Source organism: Streptomyces specialis (assembly GCF_001493375.1).
GTDB lineage: Bacteria > Actinomycetota > Actinomycetes > Streptomycetales > Streptomycetaceae > Streptomyces > Streptomyces specialis.
In genome coordinates this window covers 907,778-927,451 of record NZ_LN929896.1, presented here as the reverse complement: position 1 = coordinate 927,451, position 19,674 = coordinate 907,778, and the positions used below count along the sequence as shown (strand labels likewise).

The following is a 19,674-nucleotide window of genomic DNA, read 5'->3' as shown; positions in this document are numbered from 1 at the left end:
CCCTTACGGAGAAGGACGCTGACGGGTGCGGTGGATGGTGCGGTTGCTCACACCCGAGCCTAGGACAGGACATCCGGCCCCCGCCCCCGCCCGTCGGCGGTGAGATAGCGGGTGGGCAGCACCGGCTCGCCCCGCGAGAGCTGGGTGGCCGACAGCGGCAGCGCCGCCCGCGCGGCGCGGTGCCGGTCGCGGGCCGTGTCCAGGCGCTCCCGCGCGACGGCCCGGCCGCCGCGCATCAGCTCCACGCCGACCCGCCGGCCGGCCAGTTCCCCGGGGACCGGCCCGGTGCCGATCACCTCGGCCTCGGCGACGCCATGGGCGTCGACCGGGCGGGCCGCCCACTTGACGCCGCCGATCGACAGCTTGCCGCCCATCGACTTCTTGGCGACCGGGACCAGCGGCGCGTCCGGGGCGTCGCCCGAGGCGCGGGCCACCAGCTTGTAGACCATCGAGCACGTCGGGTGCCCGCTGCCGGTGACGAGCTGGGTGCCGACCCCGTACGCGTCCACCGGCGCCGCCGCGAGCGACGCGATGGCGTACTCGTCCAGATCGCTGGTGACGACGATCCTGGTGTTCCGCGCGCCCAGCTCGTCGAGCTGCCGGCGCACCCGGTGCGCGACCACCAGCAGGTCGCCGGAGTCGATCCGGACCGCCCCCAGCTCGGGACCGGCCACCTCCACGGCGGTGCGGACGGCCTCGCCGACGTCGTACGTGTCCACCAGCAGCGTCGTCCCGGCGCCCAGCGACCGCACCTGCGCGGTGAACGCGTCCCGCTCGGAATCGTGCAGCAGCGTGAACGCGTGGGCGCTGGTGCCGACGGTCGGGATCCCGTACCGGAACCCGGCGGCCAGGTCCGAGGTGGACGAGAAGCCGCCGACGTACGCGGCGCGCGCGGCGGCCACCGCGGACAACTCGTGGGTGCGCCGGGCGCCCATCTCGATCAGCGGGCGGCCCGCGGCGGCGACGTCCATCCGCGACGCGGCGGCGGCGATGGCGCCGTCGTGGTTGAGGATCGACAGGATCACCGTCTCCAGCAGCACGCACTCCGCGAACGTGCCCTCCACCCGCATGATCGGCGAGCCGGGGAAGTACACCTCGCCCTCGGGGTAGCCGTGCACGTCCCCGGTGAACCGGTAGCCGGCCAGCCAGTCCAGGGTCGGGCCGTCCACCACCTCCCGCTCGCGCAGGAAGTCCAGGATCGGCCGCTCGAAGCGGAAGTTCTCCACCGCGTCCAGGACCCGGCCCGTGCCGGCCACCACGCCGTAGCGGCGGCCCTCGGGCAGCCGGCGGGTGAAGACCTCGAAGACGGAACGGCGGTGGGCCGTGCCCGCCCGCAGCGCGGCCTGGAGCATCGTCAGCTCGTACTGGTCGGTGAAGAGCGCGGTCGAGGGCACCGGCACCGGCAGCCCGAGCCCCGCGTCGTTCATGACATCCATGGGAGCAAGCCTACCCCCTATCTCGTCAGTTTGACGATATCTGTCGGCGCGGCGCCCGGCCCGGCCGTTTGGGCACCGGGCGGGGGATGGTGGCAGCATGGGGGCGTGAGTGCCATCCCCATGGAGATCGAGCGCACCGAGTCCGCGTCGAAGCCGGCCGAGGAGCCGGTCCCGGACGTCCCATGGGTCACGATCGTCCACAACGATCCGGTCAATCTGATGAGTTACGTGACCTACGTCTTCCAGACCTATTTCGGCTACTCGAAGGACAAGGCGAAGAAGCTGATGCTGGACGTCCACCACAAGGGCCGCGCGACCGTCTCGCAGGGCAGCCGCGAGGCGATGGAGCGCGACGTGCAGGCGATGCACGGGTACGGGCTCTGGGCGACGCTCCAGCAGGACCGCTGATGGCCGGATACTTCGAGCCGGTGGCGTCGGCCGGCGACGGGCGGGGCGGCGCCGCGATCGCCCTGGACGAGGTGGAGATCTCCATCCTCCGCAGCCTCGCCACCCAGCTCCTGGAGCTGATCGGCCCGGACCGCGCCCCCGGCGGCGGCGCCGCGGGGAACGGCGACGGCGGCGGGGAGGAGGACCCGCTGAAGGCGCTGGACGCCATGTTCACCGACGGCCCCAGCGAGCCCCCGCGCGACCCGGCGCTCGCCCGCCTCTTCCCCGACGCCTACGGCGAGCCGGGCCGGGAGCAGGACGAGGAGACCCGCCGGCTGGCCGCCGAGTTCCGCCGCTTCACCGAGACCGACCTGCGCACCCGCAAGCGCGAGGGCCTGCTGGCCGTGGTCCGCGGCCTGGACGCCGCCGCGTCCGGCACGGACTCCTCCGGCACGCCGGGTGCCGGAGCCGTGCTCACGCTCGGACCGGACGAGTCCCGGCAGTGGCTCGGCGCGCTGAACGACCTCCGGCTGGCCATCGCCTCCCGCCTCGGCGTCACGGACGACGACAGCACCGACTCGCTGTTCGCCCTGCCCGACAGCGACCCGGACAAGCCGATGGTGATGGCGTACTTCTGGCTCGGCGGCCTTCAGGAATCCCTGGTCGAGACGCTCATGCCGTAGGCCGGGACCGGATCGGGATCACCCTCGCGGCGGTGCCGCGGCGGGCCGATCTAGGCTGGCGGCATGCTCACCATCAGCCAGGAACTGCGCGACAAGATCGTGGCCCACGCCCGCGCCGACCACCCCGACGAGGCGTGCGGGGTGATCGCGGGCCCGGCCGGCAGCGACCGGCCGGAGCGGTTCGTCCCCATGCTCAACGCGGCGCGCTCGCCCACGTTCTACGAGTTCGACTCCGGGGACCTGCTCCGCCTCTACCGCGAGATGGACGACCGCGACGAGGAACCCGTGGTGATCTACCACTCGCACACCGCCACCGAGGCGTACCCCTCGCGCACCGACATCTCCTACGCCAACGAGCCCGGCGCGCACTACGTGCTGGTCTCCACCGCGGAGTGCGGCAACGACGAAGGCCCGGTCTCCTTCCGCTCCTTCCGCATCGTGGACGGCGAGGTCACCGAGGAGGAGGTCACCGTCGTCTGAGACGGACCGTCCGGATGGCGATACGGGGCTCCGGGGGCCGGGGCGGGAATCGATACGATGACGCCATGGTTCTCCACGACGTGAGTGACGAACGACCGGCCGGTGCGCTGCTCGTGGCACGTCTGCACGTCGATCTGTGCCGCCTCGCCAGCGCCATGTGTACCGCGCCTCGTTGATCAGCGCCCGTTCCCCCGTCGTCCCCGCACGCCTCAACCCAGGAGCCCCCATGGCCATCGAGGTCCGCATCCCGACCATCCTCCGCACCTACACCGCCGGGCAGAAGGCCGTGCAGGGCAACGGCGACACCGTCGCCGACCTGTTCGCGGACCTGGACGCCCGGCACCCGGGCATCAAGGACCGGCTGGTCGAGGAGAGCGGCGACCTGCGCCGATTCGTGAACGTCTACCTCAACGACGAGGACGTCCGCTTCCTGGAGGGCATCTCCACCAAGCTCAGCGACGGCGACAGCGTCACCATCCTGCCCGCGGTGGCCGGGGGCATGCGCTGATGCGCTTCGACTCCCCGCTCGCCGCGGTCGGCAACACCCCGCTGGTCCGCCTGCCGCGCCTGTCGCCCGCCGATTCCGTGCGGATCTGGGCGAAGCTGGAGGACCGCAACCCCACCGGCTCGGTCAAGGACCGCCCCGCGCTGTTCATGATCGAGCAGGCCGAGAAGGACGGCCGCCTCACGCCCGGCTGCACGATCCTGGAGCCCACCTCGGGGAACACCGGGATCTCCCTGGCCATGGCCGCCCGCCTCAAGGGCTACCGGATCGTCTGCGTGATGCCGGAGAACACCTCGTCCGAGCGGCGCGAGCTGCTGGCGATGTGGGGCGCCGAGATCATCTCCTCGCCCGCCGCCGGCGGCTCCAACACCGCCGTCCGCGTCGCCAAGGAGCTGGCCGCCGAGCACCCCGACTGGGTGATGCTCTACCAGTACGGCAACCCGGACAACGCCGGCGCGCACTACGCCACCACCGGCCCCGAGATCCTCGCCGACCTGCCCTCCATCACCCACTTCGTGGCGGGCCTTGGCACCACCGGCACGCTGATGGGCGTCGGCCGGTACCTGCGCGAGCACCGCCCCGGCATCCAGATCGTCGCCGCCGAGCCGCGCTACGACGACCTGGTGTACGGGCTGCGGAACCTGGACGAGGGCTTCGTCCCCGAGCTGTACGACGAGACCGTGCTCACCTCGCGCTTCTCCGTCGGCTCCACCGACGCCGTCACCCGGACCCGGGAGCTGCTGTCCCAGGAGGGCATCTTCGCGGGCGTCTCGACCGGCGCCGCCCTGCACGCGGCGATCGGCGTGGGCCGCAAGGCCGCGCGGGCCGGACAGGAGGCCGACGTGGTCTTCGTCGTCGCGGACGGCGGCTGGAAGTACCTCTCGACCGGCATCTACACCGCCGCCTCCACGGAGGAGGCGGTCGCCCGCCTGCACGGGCAGCTCTGGGCCTGACGCCCCGGCGCGGGCCCCCGCATATCACGCGCTGTCGCGGCACGGACACGTAAAGTCGTGCCGTGACCGTGCGCAGCTACACCCGTCCGCAGGTGGCCGGCGAGCAGACCGTCTGGACCAGGATCACCGCCAAGAACTCCCTCGCCCGGCGCCTGGACTGGCCGCTGCTCGGGGCCGCCGTGACCCTCTCCCTCCTCGGCACCCTCCTGGTCTACTCCGCGACCCGGTCCCGCACCGACCTCAACAACGGCGACCCCCAGTACTTCCTGCTGCGCCACTTCCTGAACGTCTCCATCGGCCTCGGACTGGCCGCCGGGATGGTCTGGCTCGGCCACATCCGCCTGCGCACCGCCGTGCCCGTGCTGTACGGCCTGTCCGTGGTGCTGTCCATCGCGGTCCTCACCCCCCTCGGCTCCTCCGTCAACGGCTCGCGGAGCTGGATCCAGGTCGGCGGCGGCTTCGCGTTCCAGCCCTCCGAGCTGGTCAAGGTCGGCGTGGTGCTGGGCATGGCGACCCTGCTGGCCGCGCCGCTGGAGAACGAGCACCGGTCACGCCCCGACAGCCGCGCGGTGCTCCAGGCGCTGGGCCTGGCCACCGTTCCCGCCGTGCTGGTCCTGCTCTGCCCCGACGTCGGCCAGACGATGGTGATCGCCGCCATCGCGGTCGGCGCGCTGCTCGCCTCCGGCACCGGCCGGGGCTGGATCCTCGGGCTGCTGGGCCTGGGCCTGGCGGGCGCGCTCGCCGTCTGGCAGCTCGGGCTGCTCGACGAGTACCAGATCAACCGTTTCGCCGCCTTCGCCAACCCCGCCCTCGACCCGGCCGGCGTCGGCTACAACACCAACCAGGCCCGGATCGCGATCGGTTCGGGCGGCCTCACCGGGCAGGGCCTCTTCCACGGCAGCCAGACGCTGGGTCAGTTCGTGCCCGAGCAGCACACCGACTTCATCTTCACCGTCGTCGGCGAGGAGCTGGGCTTCGCCGGAGCCGGCCTGGTGATCGTGCTGCTCGGCGTCGTGCTGCTGCGCGGCTGCCGGATCGCCGTCCACGCGCCCGACCGGTACGGCACGATCGTCGCCGTCGGCATTGTGACGTGGATCGCTTTCCAGAGCTTCCAGAACATGGGGATGGCCCTGGGGATCATGCCCGTCACCGGGCTGCCGCTGCCGTTCCTGTCCTACGGAGGGTCCTCGATGTTCGCCATCTGGATCGCCGTCGGACTGCTCCAGGCGATCCGTGTGAGGTCCCGAACACGCCTGTGACGCAAGGATGTGAGCCTCGCCATACGGCACCGTACCCCGGGCTGGTGATTCCGCCCACACCGTGGCCCTCGCGTGGGGCGGCGGGGCCCGTCGCGACTTACAGTCGTTCGAACCCCACTACGGAGGTTCCCCCTTCAATGAAGCTCACCGTCGTCGGCTGCTCGGGGTCTTTCCCGTCCGCGGACTCGGCCTGCTCAAGCTATCTCATCGAGGCCGAGGGCTACCGGCTGCTCCTGGATATGGGCAATGGCGCCCTCGGCGAGCTACAGAAGTACTGCGGGCTGTACGACATCGACGCCATCGCGCTCAGCCATCTCCACCCCGACCACTGCATCGACATGTGCGGGTACTTCGTGGCCCGCTACTACCGCCACGAGGGCGGCCGTTGCGACGCCCTCCCGGTCTACGGACCTCAGGGCACCGAACGACGGCTCACGACGGCGTACGCCGACACGCCCTCGGACAAGTCCATGAGCGAGGTGTTCGACTTCCGCACGCTCACCTCCGGCGCCACCTTCCGGCTCGGTCCGCTCACGGTGACGGCCCGGCGGGTGACCCATCCCGTCGAGACGTTCGGCTTCCGTATCGAGCACGGGGGCCGGTCGTTCGCCTACTCCGGCGACAGCGGCATCTCCGACGCCCTGCCCGAACTGGCGCGCGGCGTCGATCTGTTCCTGTGCGAGGCGTCGTTCACGCACGGCAAGGAAGACCTGCCCGAGGTCCACATCAACGGCCGGGAGGCGGGTGAGTACGCCCGGGACGCCGGAGCCGAGCGCCTCGTGCTCACCCACATCCCGCCGTGGACCGACGCCCAGGTCAACCTGTGCGACGCCAAGGCCGTCTTCGGCGGCCCGGTCGAACTGGCCAGGCCGGGCGCGGTCTACGAGGTGTGACGGCCGACGTCCGGTCCCGGCCCCCGCGGAGGGCGGGCCGGGACGGACTAGGCTCGGCCTCATGTCTCGTATCGACGGCCGCGCGGCCGACCAGCTCCGACCCGTCACGATCGAACGTGGCTGGAGCAAGCACGCCGAGGGGTCGGTGCTCGTCTCCTTCGGGGACACCCGGGTGCTGTGCACCGCCACCGTGACCGAGGGCGTCCCGCGCTGGCGGCGCGGCAGCGGCGAGGGGTGGGTCACCGGCGAGTACGCGATGCTGCCCCGCGCCACCAACACGCGCGGTGACCGTGAGTCCGTGCGCGGCAAGATCGGCGGCCGGACGCACGAGATCTCCCGCCTGATCGGCCGCTCGCTGCGCGCCGTCATCGACTTCAAGGCGCTGGGGGAGAACACCGTGGTCCTCGACTGCGACGTCCTCCAGGCCGACGGTGGCACCCGCACCGCCGCCATCACCGGCGCCTATGTCGCCCTCGCCGACGCCGTCGCCTGGGGGCAGCGGCACAAGCTGATCAGGAGCAAGTCCCAGCCGCTGACCGGCACCGTCTCCGCCGTCAGCGTCGGCATCGTGGGCGGCGAGCCGATGCTCGACCTCGCCTACGAGGAGGACGTGCGCGCCGAGACCGACATGAACGTGGTCCGCACCGGCGACGGCCGCTTCGTCGAGGTGCAGGGCACCGCCGAGGGCACCCCGTTCGACCGCGCCGAACTGGACGCCCTGCTCGACCTGGCGGTCACCGGCTGCACCCTGCTCGACCAGGCGCAACGGGCGTCACTGGCCGCGGGCTAGCCGATCACGGCGCGGAAATGGCACGATGACGGCATCCGGGGAGGGAACGATGAAAACGGTGAGATCTGCCGCGGCCGTGGGCCTGGTGTCGGCGCTGACGGTGGTGACGGCGGGGCTGACGGCGAGTTGCGACCTGGCGAGGGCGGTGGACTGCGCCCGGCTCGCGCTGGAGGTGACCAACGCGGCCGACGACCTGGGGAACGCCATCGCCACCGGCGACGTGGCGGCGTTCGACGCGGCGGCCGACTCGCTGTCGGCCAACGTGGACGAGGTGCGCGGCGACGTGGACGACTCCGACGTGGACGCGGCGGCGGACTCCGTCCAACAGGCCCTGGACAGCATTGAGTCGGGCTTCCGGAACGGCACGGAGGTCGATGTCTCCCCGCTGTTCGACGCCACGGGCCAACTGACCGACGCCTGCTCGGAGTAGCGGCGCCGCGCGGCGGCGGTGTCCGGCGCTTGCCATAATCGGCCGCATGACCGGCACACCCCAGCGTCTCGTCCTCGCCACCCGCAACGCCCACAAGGTCACCGAACTCCGCGCCATCCTGGCCGAGTCGGTGGCCGGTGTGGAACTGGTCGGCGCCGACGCGTTCCCCGAGGTCCCCGACGTCCGGGAGACCGGCGTCACCTTCGCGGAGAACGCCCTGCTCAAGGCCCACGCCCTGGCGCGCGCCACCGGACTCCCGGCCGTCGCGGACGACTCGGGGCTCTGCGTGGACGTGCTCGGCGGCGCGCCCGGCATCTTCTCCGCCCGCTGGGCCGGGAAGCACGGCGACGACCGGGCCAACCTGGAGCTGCTGCTGGCCCAGTTGGCCGACGTGCCCGAGCCGTACCGGGCCGCGCACTTCGCGTGCGCCGCCGTGCTCGCGCTGCCCGACGGCACCGAGCGCGTCGCCGAGGGGCAGTTGCGCGGCACCCTGCGGTACGCGCCCGCCGGCGAGGGCGGGTTCGGCTACGACCCGATCCTCCAGCCGGACGGCGAGACCAGGACCTGCGCCGAGCTGACCCCGGACGAGAAGAACGCGATCAGCCACCGGGGCCAGGCGTTCCGCGCGCTGGCGCCGCTGGTCGCCGAGCTGCTCACGCCGCCGCCGATCGGGTGAGGTAGGCGGAGACCACGACGTTCGCGGAGTAGCTCCGGCGCTCGTGGTCGAACGTGCCGCCGCAGGTGATCAGCCGCAGCTCGGCGGCGCCCGCCCGGCGCGGCCCGTAGACGTGCTCCGCGTCGAACGCGCCGTGCTCCACGACCTCGACCTCGCTCACCGTGAACTCCGCGACGCTGCCGTCCGCCCGCGTCACGCGCACCGCGCTGCCCGGCGGCACGTCGCCCAGGGCGTGGAAGACGGCCGGTTCCGTCGCGGTGTCCACATGGCCGACCAGCACCGCCGCGCCCGCCGCCCCCGGCGCCGGCCCGCCCGCGTCCCAGCCGACGACGTCCGGGGTCTCGAACGGCGGCGGCTCCGCCCCGCCGGAGGCGTCCACGGCGCGCTCCACGATGTCGGCGCGGACGCCGATGGCGTCGATCTCCACCAGGCGCGGCGCCGGCGCCCCGGCCAGCGGCTCCGCGGGCCCGGGCAGGGCGGCGGCGCCCTCCCCGGCGCGCCCGGCGACCGGGGCGCCGGACTCCGGCACGCCGCCGGGCGGGCCGCCGTCGGTCAGCTCCCGGCCCCACAGCCACAGGGCCAGCAGCAGCACGGTCCAGACGACGACGGACAGCAGGCGGCCGGGCCCGGAGGCGCGCGGCACGCCCGTCATCACGTCTCCCGGGCGTGCAGCCGCCAGACGGCGAGCACCGCGCCGCCGGCCAGCGCCCCGGAGAACAGGGCGAGTCCGGCGGTGCCGCCGCTCATGCTCCTGGCCGCGCCCTCGGGCTCGGGCGCCGTGCCGCCGCCGCCCGCGCGGACCGGGGCGGTCGGTGACGCGTACTCCGTCGGCGCGCCCGGCTCCCGCACCCCGGAGTCGGCGCCGGCGACGACGAGCCGGCCGGTGATCGTGATCTCCTCACCGTCGCAGGCCACCTCGATCGGGTGCTCGCCCGGCGCGGCCGTGGAGCTGACCCGCGCCTCGCCGAACAGGCCGGTACCGCCGTCGGCGGGCCGCGTCAGCCGCGCCTCGGCGACGAACCCGGCCGACCTGGCGGTGCCCGACTCGCCGGAGCAGCCCGGCACCCGCAGCTCGATGTCGTCACCGGGCCGGGGCCCGGCGGGCTCCCCCTGGATCTCCACCCCCCCCGCCGGGTCCGCCGGTTCCGTGGCCCCGGGCGTGGGCCCCGCCGTGGTCCCGGCCGTACCGTCCTCGGCGAGCGCCGGGCCCGCCCCGGCGGCGGTGGCCAGGGTCACGGCACCGGCGCACAGGGCGAGGGCGAGGGAACGGGACAGGGCGACGGCCATGGCGGGAACCTCCGGGTCTCTCCCGTCGAAGGCCCCCCGGCGCGCCGCCCGCCGCATCCGCTGCGGCCCCCGTTTAGCCCAGAAGGGGTGAAACGGTCACACGGTCAGATCTTGTCGATCAGATCCGCGATGGAGTCCACCACGGCCGAGGGCCGGAAGGGGAACCGTTCGACGTCCTCCGGGCCCGTCAGACCGGTCAGCACCAGGAACGTCTCCATCCCCGCCTCCAGACCGGCCAGCACATCGGTGTCCATCCGGTCCCCGACCATCGCGCTGGTCTCCGAGTGCGCGCCGATCATGTTGAGCCCGGTCCGCATCATCAGCGGGTTGGGCTTGCCCACGAAGTACGGATCGCGGCCGGTCGCCTTGGTGATCAGCGCCGCCACCGAACCGGTCGCGGGCAGCGCGCCCTCCGCGGAGGGGCCGGTGTGGTCGGGGTTGGTCGCGATGAACCGCGCCCCGTCGTTGATCAGCCGGATCGCCTTGGTCAGCGCCTCGAAGCTGTACGTCCGGGTCTCGCCCAGCACCACGTAGTCCGGCGACACGTCGCTCAGCACATACCCCACGTCGTGCAGGGCCGTCGTCAGCCCCGCCTCGCCGATGACGTAGGCGGTGCCGCCGGGGCGCTGTATGTCCAGGAACTGCGCGGTCGCCAGCGCCGAGGTCCAGATGTTCTCGGCCGGGACGTCGAGACCCATCCGCGTCAGCCGGGCCTGGAGGTCGCGGCGGGTGTAGATCGAGTTGTTCGTCAGGACGAGGAACGGCTTGCCCGACGCCCGCAGCCGCTTCAGGAAGCGGTCGGCTCCCGGGATCGGCACGCCCTCGTGGATGAGGACGCCGTCCATGTCGGTCAGCCAGGACTCGATCGGCTTGCGTTCTGCCACGTCCACTGTCTCCTTGCTCGGTTCTCCCCGGGTCCCCGGGCTACAGGCCCAGGTCTCTGATCAGCTTGGCGACGTGCCCGGTGGCCTTGACGTTGTACAGCGCCCGCGCCACCTTCCCGTCCTCGTCGACGACGACCGTCGAGCGGATCACCCCGGTGACCGTCTTGCCGTACAGGGTCTTCTCCCCGAACGCACCGTACGCCTTCAGGACCTCCTTGTCGGGGTCGCTGACCAGGGTGACCCGCAGGTCCTCCTTGGCGCGGAACTTGCCCAGCTTCTCGGGAGAGTCGGGGGAGACACCGATCACGTCGTACCCGGCGCCGGCGAGCAGCGCGAGGTTGTCCGTGAAGTCGCACGCCTGCTTGGTGCAGCCTGGGGTGAGCGCCGCGGGGTAGAAGTAGACGATGACCTTGCGCCCCGCGTGGTCGGCCAGGGACACCGGCTTGCCGTCGGCGTCGGGCAGGGTGAAGGCGGGGGCCGGGTCGCCCGGCCGCAGACGCTCGCTCATGGCGTGTTCATCGCTCCTCGTGCTCGGTGTGCGGTGCGCCACCCAGCCTAATCGGGGGAGCCCGCGCGCAGGCGGTCGAGCGACCTGACAGACTGTGCGGCAACCCCGATGGACAGCGGTGCAGTGGTACGGACGATGGAGGCGTGAGCGTGGCGGGAACAGCCAGGACGCGAGCGGAGATCGAGGCGCGGATCGCCCAGCGGCAGAAGGACCTCGCGGCCACGCTGGAGGAGATCGGGGTCAGGATCCACCCGAGCACGATCGTGGGCGACGCCAAGGCGCGCGCCGCCGCGGCCGTGGACCGGGCGGCGGGCACCGCGGTGGTCAAGGTCAACCGCGCGGTGAGCGGTGTGCGCGACCAGTTCGTCTCGCCCGAGGGCGAGCCGAGGATGGAGCGGGTGGTCCCGGTGGCCGTGCTGGTCGTCGCGGTGGCGGGGACGCTGCTGCTGTCGTCCCGGCGCCGGCGCCGGTAGTTGGCCTCCACCGCGCTGAGATACGGTCATCACGTGAGTTCGCACCCCACCCACGACAAGCTGCCCATCCGGATGCTGCACGACCGGGTGCTGGTCCGGGCCGACACCGCCGAGGGCGAGCGCCGCTCGTCGGGCGGCATCGTCATCCCGGCGACGGCCCGTGTCGGCCGCCGGCTCGACTGGGCCGAGGTGGTGGCCGTCGGGCAGAACGTCCGCACGGTCGAGCCGGGTGACCGGGTGCTCTACGACCCCGAGGACCGCGCCGAGGTGGAGGTGCGGGGCGTGTCGTACGTGCTGATGCGGGAGCGGGACCTCCACGCCGTCGCCGCCGAACGCCTCCAGGACACCGACGACTCCACCGGGCTGTACCTGTAACACCCGGCGGTGGCCCGCCCCGGCGTCAGGTGGCCGGACCTCCGCCCGCCGGAGCGGGGCCCGGCGTCGGTCCAGGGCCCGGGGCCGCGCCCGGTTTCGGGACGAGCGGCGCGACGGCCCGCGGCACCCCCGGCAGGGCCGCCTCCGGCCGGCCGCCCCCGCCGCCCGGCGCGTCACCCGGGCCGGGCGACTCCCCGGGCGGTGGCGTCGGCCCGCTCTCCGGCGTGGACTGCGGGGCGGGGCCCGGCTCGTCCCCGTCGTCCCGCTCGTCCTCCTCGGCCGTCTCCCCGCGTTCCGTCTCCTCCGCCGGGTCCTCCCGGTCCGGCCTGCGGGCCGTGTCGTCCGACGGGCCGTCGCCGGGGGAGATGTCCGGCTCGGGCTCGGCCACGGCGAGGTCGAACTCCCGGACCGGCTCCCCGGCCAGCGCCGCCGCCGCGTACTGCCCCCAGATCCGCGCCGGGAAGTCGCCGCCGCTGCTCCGTTCCCGCCCGGCCGCCCCGTACAGCTCCCGCTGCTCGCCCGTCTCCGGGTCCTGCCCGAACACGGCGACGACGGTCGCCAGTTCGGGCGTGTACCCGGCGAACCACGCCGCCCGGTCCTGCTCCGCCGTGCCGGTCTTGCCGGCCGCCGGGCGGCCCGCCGACCGGGCCGCCGTCCCGGTGCCCTCGGCGACGACACCGCGCAGGATCGCGGTCGTGCCGTCGGCCGCCTCCCGGGAGACGGCCCGTTCGCTCTCCGGCTCGGGCAGCGGGATCTCCTCGCCGTCGAGGGTGATCCGCTCCACCAGCACCACGGGCCGGTGCTCGCCGTGCGCGGCGAGGGTCGCGTACGCCTCGGCCACGTCCAGCGTGCTCGGGGTGGCCGTGCCCAGCGAGATCGAGCCCTCGGCGGCGTCCAGGCCGGGCGTGGACGCCGGGATGCCGAGCGCCACCGCCGTCTCCTTGACCCGGTCCGTCCCGACGTCGGCGCCCATCTGCGCGAACACCGCGTTGACGGACTTGTCCATCGCCGCGCCGACGGTCACCTCGCCGTGGTCCGTGTCGCCCTCGTTCTCCGGCGACCAGCCGGTGCCCTCGCCGTCCGGGCCGGTCACCTCCCGGCCGCTGTCGCCGTCGTACGCGGTGTCCGGGCCGATCCGTTCGCCGTCACGGGTCCGCGCGCCGTGCTCCAGCGCGGCGGCGTAGACGAACGGCTTAAACGTGGAGGCCGCCTGATAGTCGCGGCGGGTCGCGTTGTTGACGTACTGGCGCGTGTAGTCCCGGCCGCCGTACATCGCGACCACCCGCCCGGTGTCCGTCTCCACGGACGTGGCCCCCGCGCGGACCCACGTGTCGGCCTCCCGGTCCTCGCTCAGCGCGCTCTCCAACTGCTCGTCCACCGCCTCGGTCAGGGCCCGCTGCCGGTCCGGCTCGATGGTCGTCGTGATGCGGAACCCCCCGGCGGCCAGGCGCTGTCCGTCGACGATGCCGCGCTCCTCCAGGTACCGCTTGACCGCCTCCACCAGGTACCCGCGCTCGCCGGACAGCGACGAGGACGGCGTGACCTCCCGGGGGCGGGGGAACGTCATCGCGGCCCGCTCCCGTTCGCCCAGCCAGCCTTCGGAGACCATGCCGTCCAGCACGTACTCCCAGCGGGCGACGGCGAGTCCGGTGTTCTCCGGGTTGACGCGGACGTCGAAGGCGTTCGGCGAGTTGAGCAGCGCCGCCAGGTACGCGCCCTCGGCGGTGGTGAGTTCGGCGGCGTCCTTGCCGTAGTACGCCTGGGCGGCGGACTGGATGCCGTAGGCGTTGCGGCCGAAGTAGCTGGTGTTGAGGTAGCCCTCCAGGATGTCGTCCTTGCTGACCTCGCGGCCCAGCTTCACCGCGATGAACAGCTCCTTCGCCTTGCGGGTCAGGGTCTGGCGCTGGTCGAGGTAGTAGTTCTTGACGTACTGCTGCGTGATGGTGGAGCCGGACTGCCGCTCGCCGCCGCGCAGCATGTTCCACCCGGCGCGGACCATGGCGGGGAGGTCCACGGCCGGGTCGTGGTAGAAGCCGCGGTCCTCGGCGGCCAGGACGGCGTGCCGGACGCGGGCGGGAACCTCGGCCAGCGGGACGTTCTCGCGGTTGACCTCGCCGACGCGGGCCAACTGGGAGCCGTCGGCGTACAGATACACGTTGTTCTGGGCGGCGGCGGCCGACTTGGGCTCGGGGATCTCGACCAGGAGGTAGCCCGTGATCAGCGCGGCGAACAGCAGGAGCAGGCCCAGCAGCGTCCCGCCGAGCACCATGCGCCAGGTGGGCAGCAGCCGCCACAGGCCGGTGCGGCGGCGGCGGTGCCGGGTCCCGGTCCGCGCCGGCCGCCGCCCGGCGGACTCGGGCGGCCACGCGGCCCACCGGCCGCCGGGCCCGCCGCCGCTGGTTCGCTCGCTGTCGTCGCTCATGGCCCGCGTCACGGCTCCGTCACTCGCGGTACGTGTCGGTGCTCCCTGGAAGCACCCTGGCGCCGTGCCCAACGAAGCCCGGCCCGCCGCCACACCGCCCGCCGGGCGACCGTCCCCCGGACGGCGGCCGGGGCTCACCCGTACGAGGTGTCCGGCCCGCTACAGGGTGCGCTCGGCGCCGCCGAGCAGGGCGCCGAGGTCGACGGCCCTGGCCATCGCCTCGTAACCGGCGTCGTTGGGGTGCAGGCCGTCGCCGGAGTCGTAGAGCGGCAGCATCCGCTGCGGGACCGCGGGGTCGCGCAGCGCCGCGTCGAAGTCGGCCACCGCGTCGAAGACGCCACCGGCCCGGATCGCGGCGTTCACCTGCTGCCGGATCCGTTCCAGCTCCTCGCTGTACGCGCTGTGGCCGCCGAACGGCGCGAGCGTCGCGCCCACGACGTGCAGCCCCTCGGCGCGCGCCTGCTCCGCCAGCGTCCGCAGCCCGGCCACGATCGCGTCGGGGTCCGTCTGGCGCGGCTGGCCGACGATGTCGTTGACGCCGAGCTGGATGACGACCGTGCGCACCCCGGGCTGGGCCAGCACGTCGGTGGGGAGGCGGCGCAGCCCGCTGACGCCCCGGGACTCGTGGCCGGGCAGGGCGTCGCTCAGCAGCCGGTTGCCGCTGATCCCCTGGTTGAGCACGGCCAGGGCCGGGGCGTCCGGGGTCTGGCGCAGGCGGCGGGCCAGGATGTCCGTCCAGCGGCGGTTGGCGCCCGGCGGGGAGTCGAGGCCGTCGGTGAGCGGGTCGCCGAGCACGACCACCGCGCCGTCCGTGTCCTGGCTGAGGACGTGCACGCCGGTCACGTAGCGCCAGGACTCGCCGTCCTGCTTGAACCCGGTGCCGCTGGTCGCGTCCGCCACGTCGCCGCGCGCGACGTAGACGGGTTCGAGGGCGATGTGGTGGTAGGTGACCGGGCCGGACGGGTCCGGTGCGTACACGGTGACCAGCAGGTCGGCACCGGCGGTCACCGGCAGGTCCACCGGGTCGCTGACCACGGAGCCGCCGGCCGGGATCGTCACGGAGGTGAACTCGCCGAACGTCACGTCGCGCATGCTGCCCGGCCGCGCCGCCGGGCCGCCGGACTCCGCCAGGGCGACGGTGACGTGCGTGAACGTGACGGGCCGGGTGCCGTAGCGGTTCGACAGCTCGACACGTGTGCTGCTGCCGCCGACGGAGGCGCGCACCACGTTCCGGATCGTCTGGTCGGGCAGGCCGTCTCGGGTGCCCGGCTCCGAACCGGCCGGCGCGGCGGACCAGGCGCCCACCCATTCCTCGGCCGCGGCGGGTACCACGGGCTCCTCCTCGATCCCAGGAGTCTCCTGGGCACCCGTGGGCACGGGTGCCGACGCGGCCAGATCCTGCCGCCCGTCCCGCCCCGTCCCCACCGCGACGACCAGGCCCAGCAGGACGGCCGTCACTCCCGCGAGCAGGGCGAAGACCCGCCGCGCGTTCACCACTCCCACCGCCCCATGATCCCACGATCGGGTCAACGGGGCTCACCCGGTCGGCTCAGTCCGCACGCGGGCCGCGTCAACGGGACAATGCAAGGGTGATCGACCGAATCGCCTTGACGGAGGCCGACGCCGCCAAAGTGCGCGGGCTGCGGCGCATGAAGACCGTGGCCACCTCCCTGCTGCTCGCCGTCGCGGTCGTCTACGGCCTCGCCACCCTGGCCGAGCACCGCGGCGCCGGGGCCTGGGCGGGGTACGTGGCCGCCGCCGCCGAGGCCGGCATGGTCGGCGCGCTCGCGGACTGGTTCGCGGTGACCGCCCTCTTCCGCCGCCCCCTCGGCCTGCCCATCCCGCACACCGCCATCATCCCCACCAAGAAGGACCAGCTCGGCCAGTCGCTCGGCGACTTCGTCGGCGACAACTTCCTGTCCGAGCAGGTCGTCCGCGACAAGCTGGCCGCCGTCGCCCTCGCCCGCCGCGCGGGCGACTGGCTCCGCCGGCCCGCCAACGCCGACCGGCTCACCGCCGAACTGGCGACGGCGCTGCGCGGCGGCCTGACCGTGCTGCGCGACGCCGACGTGCAGGCCGTGATCGCCGAGACCATCACCCGGCGCGTCGACGCCCAGGAACTCTCCCCGGTCCTCGGCAGGCTGCTGGAACGGACGGTCGCGGACGACGGCCACCGCCGGCTCGTCGACCTGGTGTGCGAACGGAGCCACGACTGGCTGGTGAAGCACCGGGAGGCCGTCCTGTCCGCCGTCCAGGGCGGCGCGCCCGGCTGGACCCCGCGCTTCGTGGACCGCAAGGTCGGCGACCGCGTCCACCGCGAACTGCTGCGCTTCGTCACGGAGATGCGGGACGCCCCCCACCACCCGGCGCGCGGCGCCCTGGACCGTTTCCTGACGGACTTCGCCGGCCAGTTGCAGGACGACCCGGCCACCCGCGCCAGGGTCGAGCGCCTGAAGTCGGACTTCCTGGCACGGGCCGAGGTGCAGGAGCTGATCGCCTCCACCTGGGCCAACCTCCGCGCCATGGTCCTCGACGCCGCCGACGACGAGCACAGCCCGCTGCGCCGCCGGGCGCGCGAAGCGATCCTGACCCTGGGCAACCGCCTCGCCTCCGACGAGCGCCTGCGCGCCAAGCTGGACGGCTGGGCGACGGACGCCGCGGTCCACGTCGTCACCGGCTACCGCACCGAGATCACCTCGCTGATCACGGACACCGTCGCCTCCTGGGACGCCCGCACGACGTCCCGCAAGATCGAGCTGAACATCGGCCGCGACCTCCAGTTCATCCGCGTGAACGGCACGGTCATCGGCTCGCTGGCCGGTCTGCTGATCTACGCCGCCACCCGCGCCGTGGGCGGGTGACACACCGGATGACCTGCGCGCTAGCATGGGAACGGCCTGCGGCCGTGATGGAATTGGCAGTCATGCTGGGTTTAGGTCCCAGTGCGCCTCGCGCGCGTGAGGGTTCGAGTCCCTCCGGCCGCACCATGCCGTGGCGCGTGGGTGGACGGCGATAGCGTGTCCCTCGTACGTGACTCGTACGTGACCTGCTGTTCCGGTTCCTCCAGGAGGATCGACCATGGCAACCACCCGCATCGCGACCACGAACTGGGAAGGCTCCCTCATGGAGGGCGCCGGGACCGTGTCCCTGGATTCCTCCGGCGTCGGGAAGTTCGACGTCACCTGGCCGTCGCGCGCCGAGGAGGCCAACGGGCGCACCAGCCCCGAGGAGCTGATCGCCGCCGCGCACTCGTCGTGCTTCTCGATGGCCCTCTCGCACGGCCTCGCCGGCGCCGGCACCCCTCCCCAGACGGTGCAGACGCAGGCCAGCGTCACGTTCCAGCCCGGCGAGGGCATCACCGGCATCGTGCTGAACGTCAAGGCGCGCGTGCCGGGGATCTCCGCCGAGGACTTCCAGAAGGCCGCCCAGGCCGCCAAGGAGAACTGCCCCGTCAGCAAGGCCCTGGCCGGCGCTCCGATCTCCCTGGAGGCCGAGCTGCTGGACTAGCGGCCGTCCGGTGACCGGCGGTCTCCGCGGGCGCGGGGATCGCCGGTCACCGCTGCCTGCCTACACTGCTGGCATGCGCAACCGTCAGGTCCCCACGGCGACTTGGATCGTCCTCCTCACCGCGGGGGCACTGGTGGTCGTCGCCGCCATGGCCGTCCAGGCCCGGGACGACGGCTACCCGGCGAGCGCCACGCCCGGCGCGCCCACCGCGACCCCCACGGTCGGTGAGACGGCCACCGCGGACCCCTCGCCCGAGGCGGTGCCGGTACCGGAGGACTCGGGCGACGGCCGCCGGGTCGTCTACTCGCTGTCCCAGAGCCGGGTGTGGCTGGTCGAGTCCGACGAGACGGTCACCCGCACCTTCCCGGTCTGGCCGGGCTCGGTGACCCCGGACGTGGGCACGTACACGGTCTCCTTCCGCCGCGCGGAGAGCACCGGCAGCGACGGGGTGCCGATCGAGAACATCGTCTACTTCACGGTGGTGGCCGGCCTCTCCGTCGCGTTCTCCAACGCGGTGGACGGCGCGTCACCGGACCCCGCCCCCGGAGTCGAGACCGGCGGCATACGCTCCACCACGGCGGACGGCGACGCGATCTGGAATTTCGCCGGAACCGGCACGGTCGTCCGAGTGGTCGAGTAACTCCCCGCCCCGCCCCGCCCTCGCTCCGCCCTTCCGCCTGTATTCGTCAGCGGTCGTCAGCGGTCGTCAGCGGTCGTCTCGCGTCGATCGGTACCGTCGTGCACAGGGGCGCCCCGCGCCCTGTGGTGGCGGACGCAGAGCGACGCGAGGAGTTGGTTCGGCATGTCGTCGGCCGGTGCGCCGGAGGGCGAGGGGTTCACGTCGGTGGTCGCCGGGCGTGTGATGGCGGCGGCGTGCCGATCGGCAGGGCTCGTCAGCGACGGGGCCGAGCTGATCCGGCTGGGCGAGAACGCGCTGTACCGGCTGGCCGCACATCCGGTGATCGTGCGGGTGGCGCGTTCGGCGGACTATCTGGCGTCGGTGCGGACCGAGGTCGGCGTCTCCCGCTGGCTGGCGCGGGAGGACTTTCCGGCCGCGCGGGTGGTGGAGGACCTGGAACAGCCACTCGTCGTGGAAGGCCGTCCGGTGACCTTCTGGCATCTGATCCGGGAGGCCGACCGCAAGGCGACCTACGGCGAGCTGGGCGGCGTCGTCCGGGAGTTGCACGCGTTGACCGTGCCGGAGCGATTGAGGCTGTCGCCGTACCCGGCCTTCGGCCGGACCGACCTGCGCATCGAGCGGGTGAACGGGATATCCGACGACGACCGGGAGTTCCTGCGAAAGCGCGGCCGGGAACTGCGGGACCGGCTGGCCGAGTTGCGCTTCGAGTCGGCCAAGGGGCCGGTGCACGGGGACGCGCACGTCCAGAATCTCATGGTGGACCGGTCGGGACAGGTGATCCTGATCGACTTCGAGAGCTTCGCCTTCGACCATCCCGAGTGGGATCTGATGGTCACCGCCACCGAACACCACAGTCTCGGCTGGCAGTCGCCCGAGCAGTACGGGGCCTTCGTGGGGGCGTACGGCCGCGACCTCCGCGACTGGGAGGGCTTCCCGACCTTGCGGGCGATCCAGGAGTTCCGGATGACGACCTGGCTCATGCAGAACGTCGGTGAGAGCCCGGCCGTCGCGGAGGAGTACGCCCGGCGGATGTCCTCGCTCCGGGACGACGACGCGCCTCGCGACTGGCACCCGAGCTGAGCCGGC

The 19,674-nt window shown here is 73.3% G+C and carries 24 protein-coding genes and 1 tRNA gene; 18 read left to right on the top strand and 7 right to left on the bottom strand.

Going from position 1 to position 19,674, the window contains the following annotated elements; genetic code table 11:
* Positions 1 to 59: 59 nt before the first annotated feature.
* Positions 60 to 1,427, bottom strand: coding sequence for a nicotinate phosphoribosyltransferase (locus BN2279_RS22395; RefSeq protein WP_059012689.1), 1,368 nt, complete (start codon positions 1,425 to 1,427; stop codon positions 60 to 62).
* Between the two features lie 129 nt (positions 1,428 to 1,556).
* Here BN2279_RS22395 and clpS point away from each other — a divergent pair, with 129 nt between their 5' ends.
* From clpS to rdgB, 11 genes are all read left to right on the top strand, one after another.
* Positions 1,557 to 1,844 carry an ATP-dependent Clp protease adapter ClpS gene (gene clpS, locus BN2279_RS22390; protein ID WP_059012406.1) on the top strand — a complete coding sequence of 96 codons (288 nt, stop codon included), beginning with the start codon at positions 1,557 to 1,559 and terminating at the stop codon, positions 1,842 to 1,844.
* Positions 1,844 to 2,506 (top strand): DUF2017 domain-containing protein, encoded by a 663-nt coding sequence (locus BN2279_RS22385; RefSeq protein ID WP_059012404.1) that lies wholly within the window; start codon positions 1,844 to 1,846, stop codon positions 2,504 to 2,506. Before clpS ends, BN2279_RS22385 begins: the two co-directional genes overlap by 1 nt.
* 63 nt (positions 2,507 to 2,569) lie before the next feature.
* Positions 2,570 to 2,986 (top strand): M67 family metallopeptidase, encoded by a 417-nt coding sequence (locus BN2279_RS22380; RefSeq protein WP_059012400.1) that lies wholly within the window; start codon positions 2,570 to 2,572, stop codon positions 2,984 to 2,986.
* A 65-nt stretch (positions 2,987 to 3,051) separates the two neighbouring features.
* Positions 3,052 to 3,162, top strand: coding sequence for a putative leader peptide (locus BN2279_RS31250; protein ID WP_324612859.1), 111 nt, complete (start codon positions 3,052 to 3,054; stop codon positions 3,160 to 3,162).
* Between the two features lie 50 nt (positions 3,163 to 3,212).
* Complete coding sequence (locus BN2279_RS22375) at positions 3,213 to 3,494, top strand: ubiquitin-like small modifier protein 1 (RefSeq protein ID WP_059012397.1); 282 nt, start codon at positions 3,213 to 3,215, stop codon at positions 3,492 to 3,494.
* Positions 3,494 to 4,444: a PLP-dependent cysteine synthase family protein gene (locus tag BN2279_RS22370; protein WP_059012394.1), complete on the top strand. Its 951-nt coding sequence runs from the start codon at positions 3,494 to 3,496 to the stop codon at positions 4,442 to 4,444. Before BN2279_RS22375 ends, BN2279_RS22370 begins: the two co-directional genes overlap by 1 nt.
* 68 nt (positions 4,445 to 4,512) lie before the next feature.
* Positions 4,513 to 5,703, top strand: a complete 1,191-nt coding sequence (gene rodA / locus BN2279_RS22365; RefSeq protein WP_059012687.1) for a rod shape-determining protein RodA — start codon at positions 4,513 to 4,515, stop codon at positions 5,701 to 5,703.
* A 137-nt stretch (positions 5,704 to 5,840) separates the two neighbouring features.
* Entirely contained in the window at positions 5,841 to 6,596 is a 756-nt protein-coding gene (locus tag BN2279_RS22360; protein WP_059012390.1) for an MBL fold metallo-hydrolase, read from the top strand.
* 61 nt (positions 6,597 to 6,657) lie between these two features.
* On the top strand, positions 6,658 to 7,386 hold the full coding sequence (gene rph, locus BN2279_RS22355) for a ribonuclease PH (RefSeq protein WP_059012386.1): 729 nt from the start codon (positions 6,658 to 6,660) through the stop codon (positions 7,384 to 7,386).
* A 58-nt stretch (positions 7,387 to 7,444) separates the two neighbouring features.
* Positions 7,445 to 7,816, top strand: a complete 372-nt coding sequence (locus BN2279_RS22350; protein WP_159037313.1) for a hypothetical protein — start codon at positions 7,445 to 7,447, stop codon at positions 7,814 to 7,816.
* A gap of 46 nt (positions 7,817 to 7,862) precedes the next feature.
* A complete protein-coding gene (gene rdgB, locus BN2279_RS22345) occupies positions 7,863 to 8,492 on the top strand; it encodes an RdgB/HAM1 family non-canonical purine NTP pyrophosphatase (protein ID WP_059012377.1) in 630 nt (209 codons plus the stop codon).
* On the opposite strand, the gene BN2279_RS22340 is transcribed toward rdgB, so the two are convergent.
* The 4 genes from BN2279_RS22340 to bcp all read right to left on the bottom strand — a co-directional run bounded on the left by BN2279_RS22340 (position 8,470) and on the right by bcp (position 11,171).
* Positions 8,470 to 9,144: a class F sortase gene (locus tag BN2279_RS22340; RefSeq protein WP_059012373.1), complete on the bottom strand. Its 675-nt coding sequence runs from the start codon at positions 9,142 to 9,144 to the stop codon at positions 8,470 to 8,472. The genes rdgB and BN2279_RS22340 overlap by 23 nt on opposite strands.
* The gene (locus BN2279_RS22335) at positions 9,144 to 9,779 is read right to left on the bottom strand and encodes a hypothetical protein (RefSeq protein ID WP_059012370.1); all 636 of its coding nucleotides are present in this window, start codon (positions 9,777 to 9,779) and stop codon (positions 9,144 to 9,146) included. The genes BN2279_RS22340 and BN2279_RS22335 overlap by 1 nt, the downstream gene beginning before the upstream one ends.
* Before the next feature lie 104 nt (positions 9,780 to 9,883).
* Positions 9,884 to 10,663 (bottom strand): HAD-IIA family hydrolase, encoded by a 780-nt coding sequence (locus BN2279_RS22330; protein ID WP_059012685.1) that lies wholly within the window; start codon positions 10,661 to 10,663, stop codon positions 9,884 to 9,886.
* Positions 10,664 to 10,703: 40 nt separating this feature from the next.
* Positions 10,704 to 11,171 carry a thioredoxin-dependent thiol peroxidase gene (bcp, locus tag BN2279_RS22325; RefSeq protein WP_059012366.1) on the bottom strand — a complete coding sequence of 156 codons (468 nt, stop codon included), beginning with the start codon at positions 11,169 to 11,171 and terminating at the stop codon, positions 10,704 to 10,706.
* 143 nt (positions 11,172 to 11,314) lie between these two features.
* Here bcp and BN2279_RS22320 point away from each other — a divergent pair, with 143 nt between their 5' ends.
* Positions 11,315 to 11,644 carry a DUF3618 domain-containing protein gene (locus tag BN2279_RS22320; protein ID WP_234348040.1) on the top strand — a complete coding sequence of 110 codons (330 nt, stop codon included), beginning with the start codon at positions 11,315 to 11,317 and terminating at the stop codon, positions 11,642 to 11,644.
* Positions 11,645 to 11,716: 72 nt separating this feature from the next.
* Entirely contained in the window at positions 11,717 to 12,019 is a 303-nt protein-coding gene (locus BN2279_RS22315; RefSeq protein WP_059012683.1) for a GroES family chaperonin, read from the top strand.
* A gap of 25 nt (positions 12,020 to 12,044) precedes the next feature.
* Here the strand turns inward: BN2279_RS22315 and BN2279_RS22310 are convergent, their stop codons facing one another.
* Positions 12,045 to 14,441 carry a transglycosylase domain-containing protein gene (locus BN2279_RS22310; protein ID WP_059012359.1) on the bottom strand — a complete coding sequence of 799 codons (2,397 nt, stop codon included), beginning with the start codon at positions 14,439 to 14,441 and terminating at the stop codon, positions 12,045 to 12,047.
* 159 nt (positions 14,442 to 14,600) lie between these two features.
* Complete coding sequence (locus BN2279_RS22305; protein ID WP_059012681.1) at positions 14,601 to 15,935, bottom strand: SGNH/GDSL hydrolase family protein; 1,335 nt, start codon at positions 15,933 to 15,935, stop codon at positions 14,601 to 14,603.
* Between BN2279_RS22305 and BN2279_RS22300 the strand changes: the two genes are divergently transcribed.
* The 5 genes from BN2279_RS22300 (at position 15,821) to BN2279_RS22280 (ending at position 19,668) form a co-directional block, all read left to right on the top strand.
* Positions 15,821 to 17,302, top strand: a complete 1,482-nt coding sequence (locus BN2279_RS22300) for a DUF445 domain-containing protein (RefSeq protein WP_234348039.1) — start codon at positions 15,821 to 15,823, stop codon at positions 17,300 to 17,302. The genes BN2279_RS22305 and BN2279_RS22300 overlap by 115 nt on opposite strands.
* Positions 17,303 to 17,340: 38 nt before the next feature.
* A tRNA-Leu gene (locus BN2279_RS22295) sits at positions 17,341 to 17,428 on the top strand.
* Between the two features lie 91 nt (positions 17,429 to 17,519).
* Entirely contained in the window at positions 17,520 to 17,948 is a 429-nt protein-coding gene (locus tag BN2279_RS22290; RefSeq protein WP_059012352.1) for an OsmC family protein, read from the top strand.
* 73 nt (positions 17,949 to 18,021) lie between these two features.
* The gene (locus BN2279_RS22285; protein ID WP_059012347.1) at positions 18,022 to 18,588 is read left to right on the top strand and encodes a L,D-transpeptidase; all 567 of its coding nucleotides are present in this window, start codon (positions 18,022 to 18,024) and stop codon (positions 18,586 to 18,588) included.
* A 162-nt stretch (positions 18,589 to 18,750) separates the two neighbouring features.
* A complete protein-coding gene (locus BN2279_RS22280; protein ID WP_059012343.1) occupies positions 18,751 to 19,668 on the top strand; it encodes a phosphotransferase enzyme family protein in 918 nt (305 codons plus the stop codon).
* Positions 19,669 to 19,674 lie beyond the last annotated feature (6 nt).

Excerpts from the sequence above, each read along its gene's own strand:
- BN2279_RS22375 (WP_059012397.1), top strand. The coding sequence starts at position 3,213 with ATGGCCATCGAGGTCCGCATCCCGACCATCCTCCGCACCTACACCGCC.
- clpS (WP_059012406.1), top strand. The coding sequence starts at position 1,557 with ATGGAGATCGAGCGCACCGAGTCCGCGTCGAAGCCGGCCGAGGAGCCG.
- BN2279_RS22340 (WP_059012373.1), bottom strand. The coding sequence starts at position 9,144 with ATGACGGGCGTGCCGCGCGCCTCCGGGCCCGGCCGCCTGCTGTCCGTC.
- bcp (WP_059012366.1), bottom strand. The coding sequence starts at position 11,171 with ATGAGCGAGCGTCTGCGGCCGGGCGACCCGGCCCCCGCCTTCACCCTG.
- BN2279_RS22280 (WP_059012343.1), top strand. The coding sequence starts at position 18,751 with ATGTCGTCGGCCGGTGCGCCGGAGGGCGAGGGGTTCACGTCGGTGGTC.
- BN2279_RS22370 (WP_059012394.1), top strand. The coding sequence starts at position 3,494 with ATGCGCTTCGACTCCCCGCTCGCCGCGGTCGGCAACACCCCGCTGGTC.
- BN2279_RS22315 (WP_059012683.1), top strand. The coding sequence starts at position 11,717 with ATGCTGCACGACCGGGTGCTGGTCCGGGCCGACACCGCCGAGGGCGAG.
- BN2279_RS22380 (WP_059012400.1), top strand. The coding sequence starts at position 2,570 with ATGCTCACCATCAGCCAGGAACTGCGCGACAAGATCGTGGCCCACGCC.
- BN2279_RS22395 (WP_059012689.1), bottom strand. The coding sequence starts at position 1,427 with ATGAACGACGCGGGGCTCGGGCTGCCGGTGCCGGTGCCCTCGACCGCG.
- BN2279_RS22385 (WP_059012404.1), top strand. The coding sequence starts at position 1,844 with ATGGCCGGATACTTCGAGCCGGTGGCGTCGGCCGGCGACGGGCGGGGC.
- rph (WP_059012386.1), top strand. The coding sequence starts at position 6,658 with ATGTCTCGTATCGACGGCCGCGCGGCCGACCAGCTCCGACCCGTCACG.
- BN2279_RS22310 (WP_059012359.1), bottom strand. The coding sequence starts at position 14,441 with ATGAGCGACGACAGCGAGCGAACCAGCGGCGGCGGGCCCGGCGGCCGG.
- BN2279_RS22290 (WP_059012352.1), top strand. The coding sequence starts at position 17,520 with ATGGCAACCACCCGCATCGCGACCACGAACTGGGAAGGCTCCCTCATG.
- BN2279_RS22335 (WP_059012370.1), bottom strand. The coding sequence starts at position 9,779 with ATGGCCGTCGCCCTGTCCCGTTCCCTCGCCCTCGCCCTGTGCGCCGGT.
- BN2279_RS22360 (WP_059012390.1), top strand. The coding sequence starts at position 5,841 with ATGAAGCTCACCGTCGTCGGCTGCTCGGGGTCTTTCCCGTCCGCGGAC.
- BN2279_RS22285 (WP_059012347.1), top strand. The coding sequence starts at position 18,022 with ATGCGCAACCGTCAGGTCCCCACGGCGACTTGGATCGTCCTCCTCACC.
- BN2279_RS31250 (WP_324612859.1), top strand. The coding sequence starts at position 3,052 with ATGGTTCTCCACGACGTGAGTGACGAACGACCGGCCGGTGCGCTGCTC.
- rdgB (WP_059012377.1), top strand. The coding sequence starts at position 7,863 with ATGACCGGCACACCCCAGCGTCTCGTCCTCGCCACCCGCAACGCCCAC.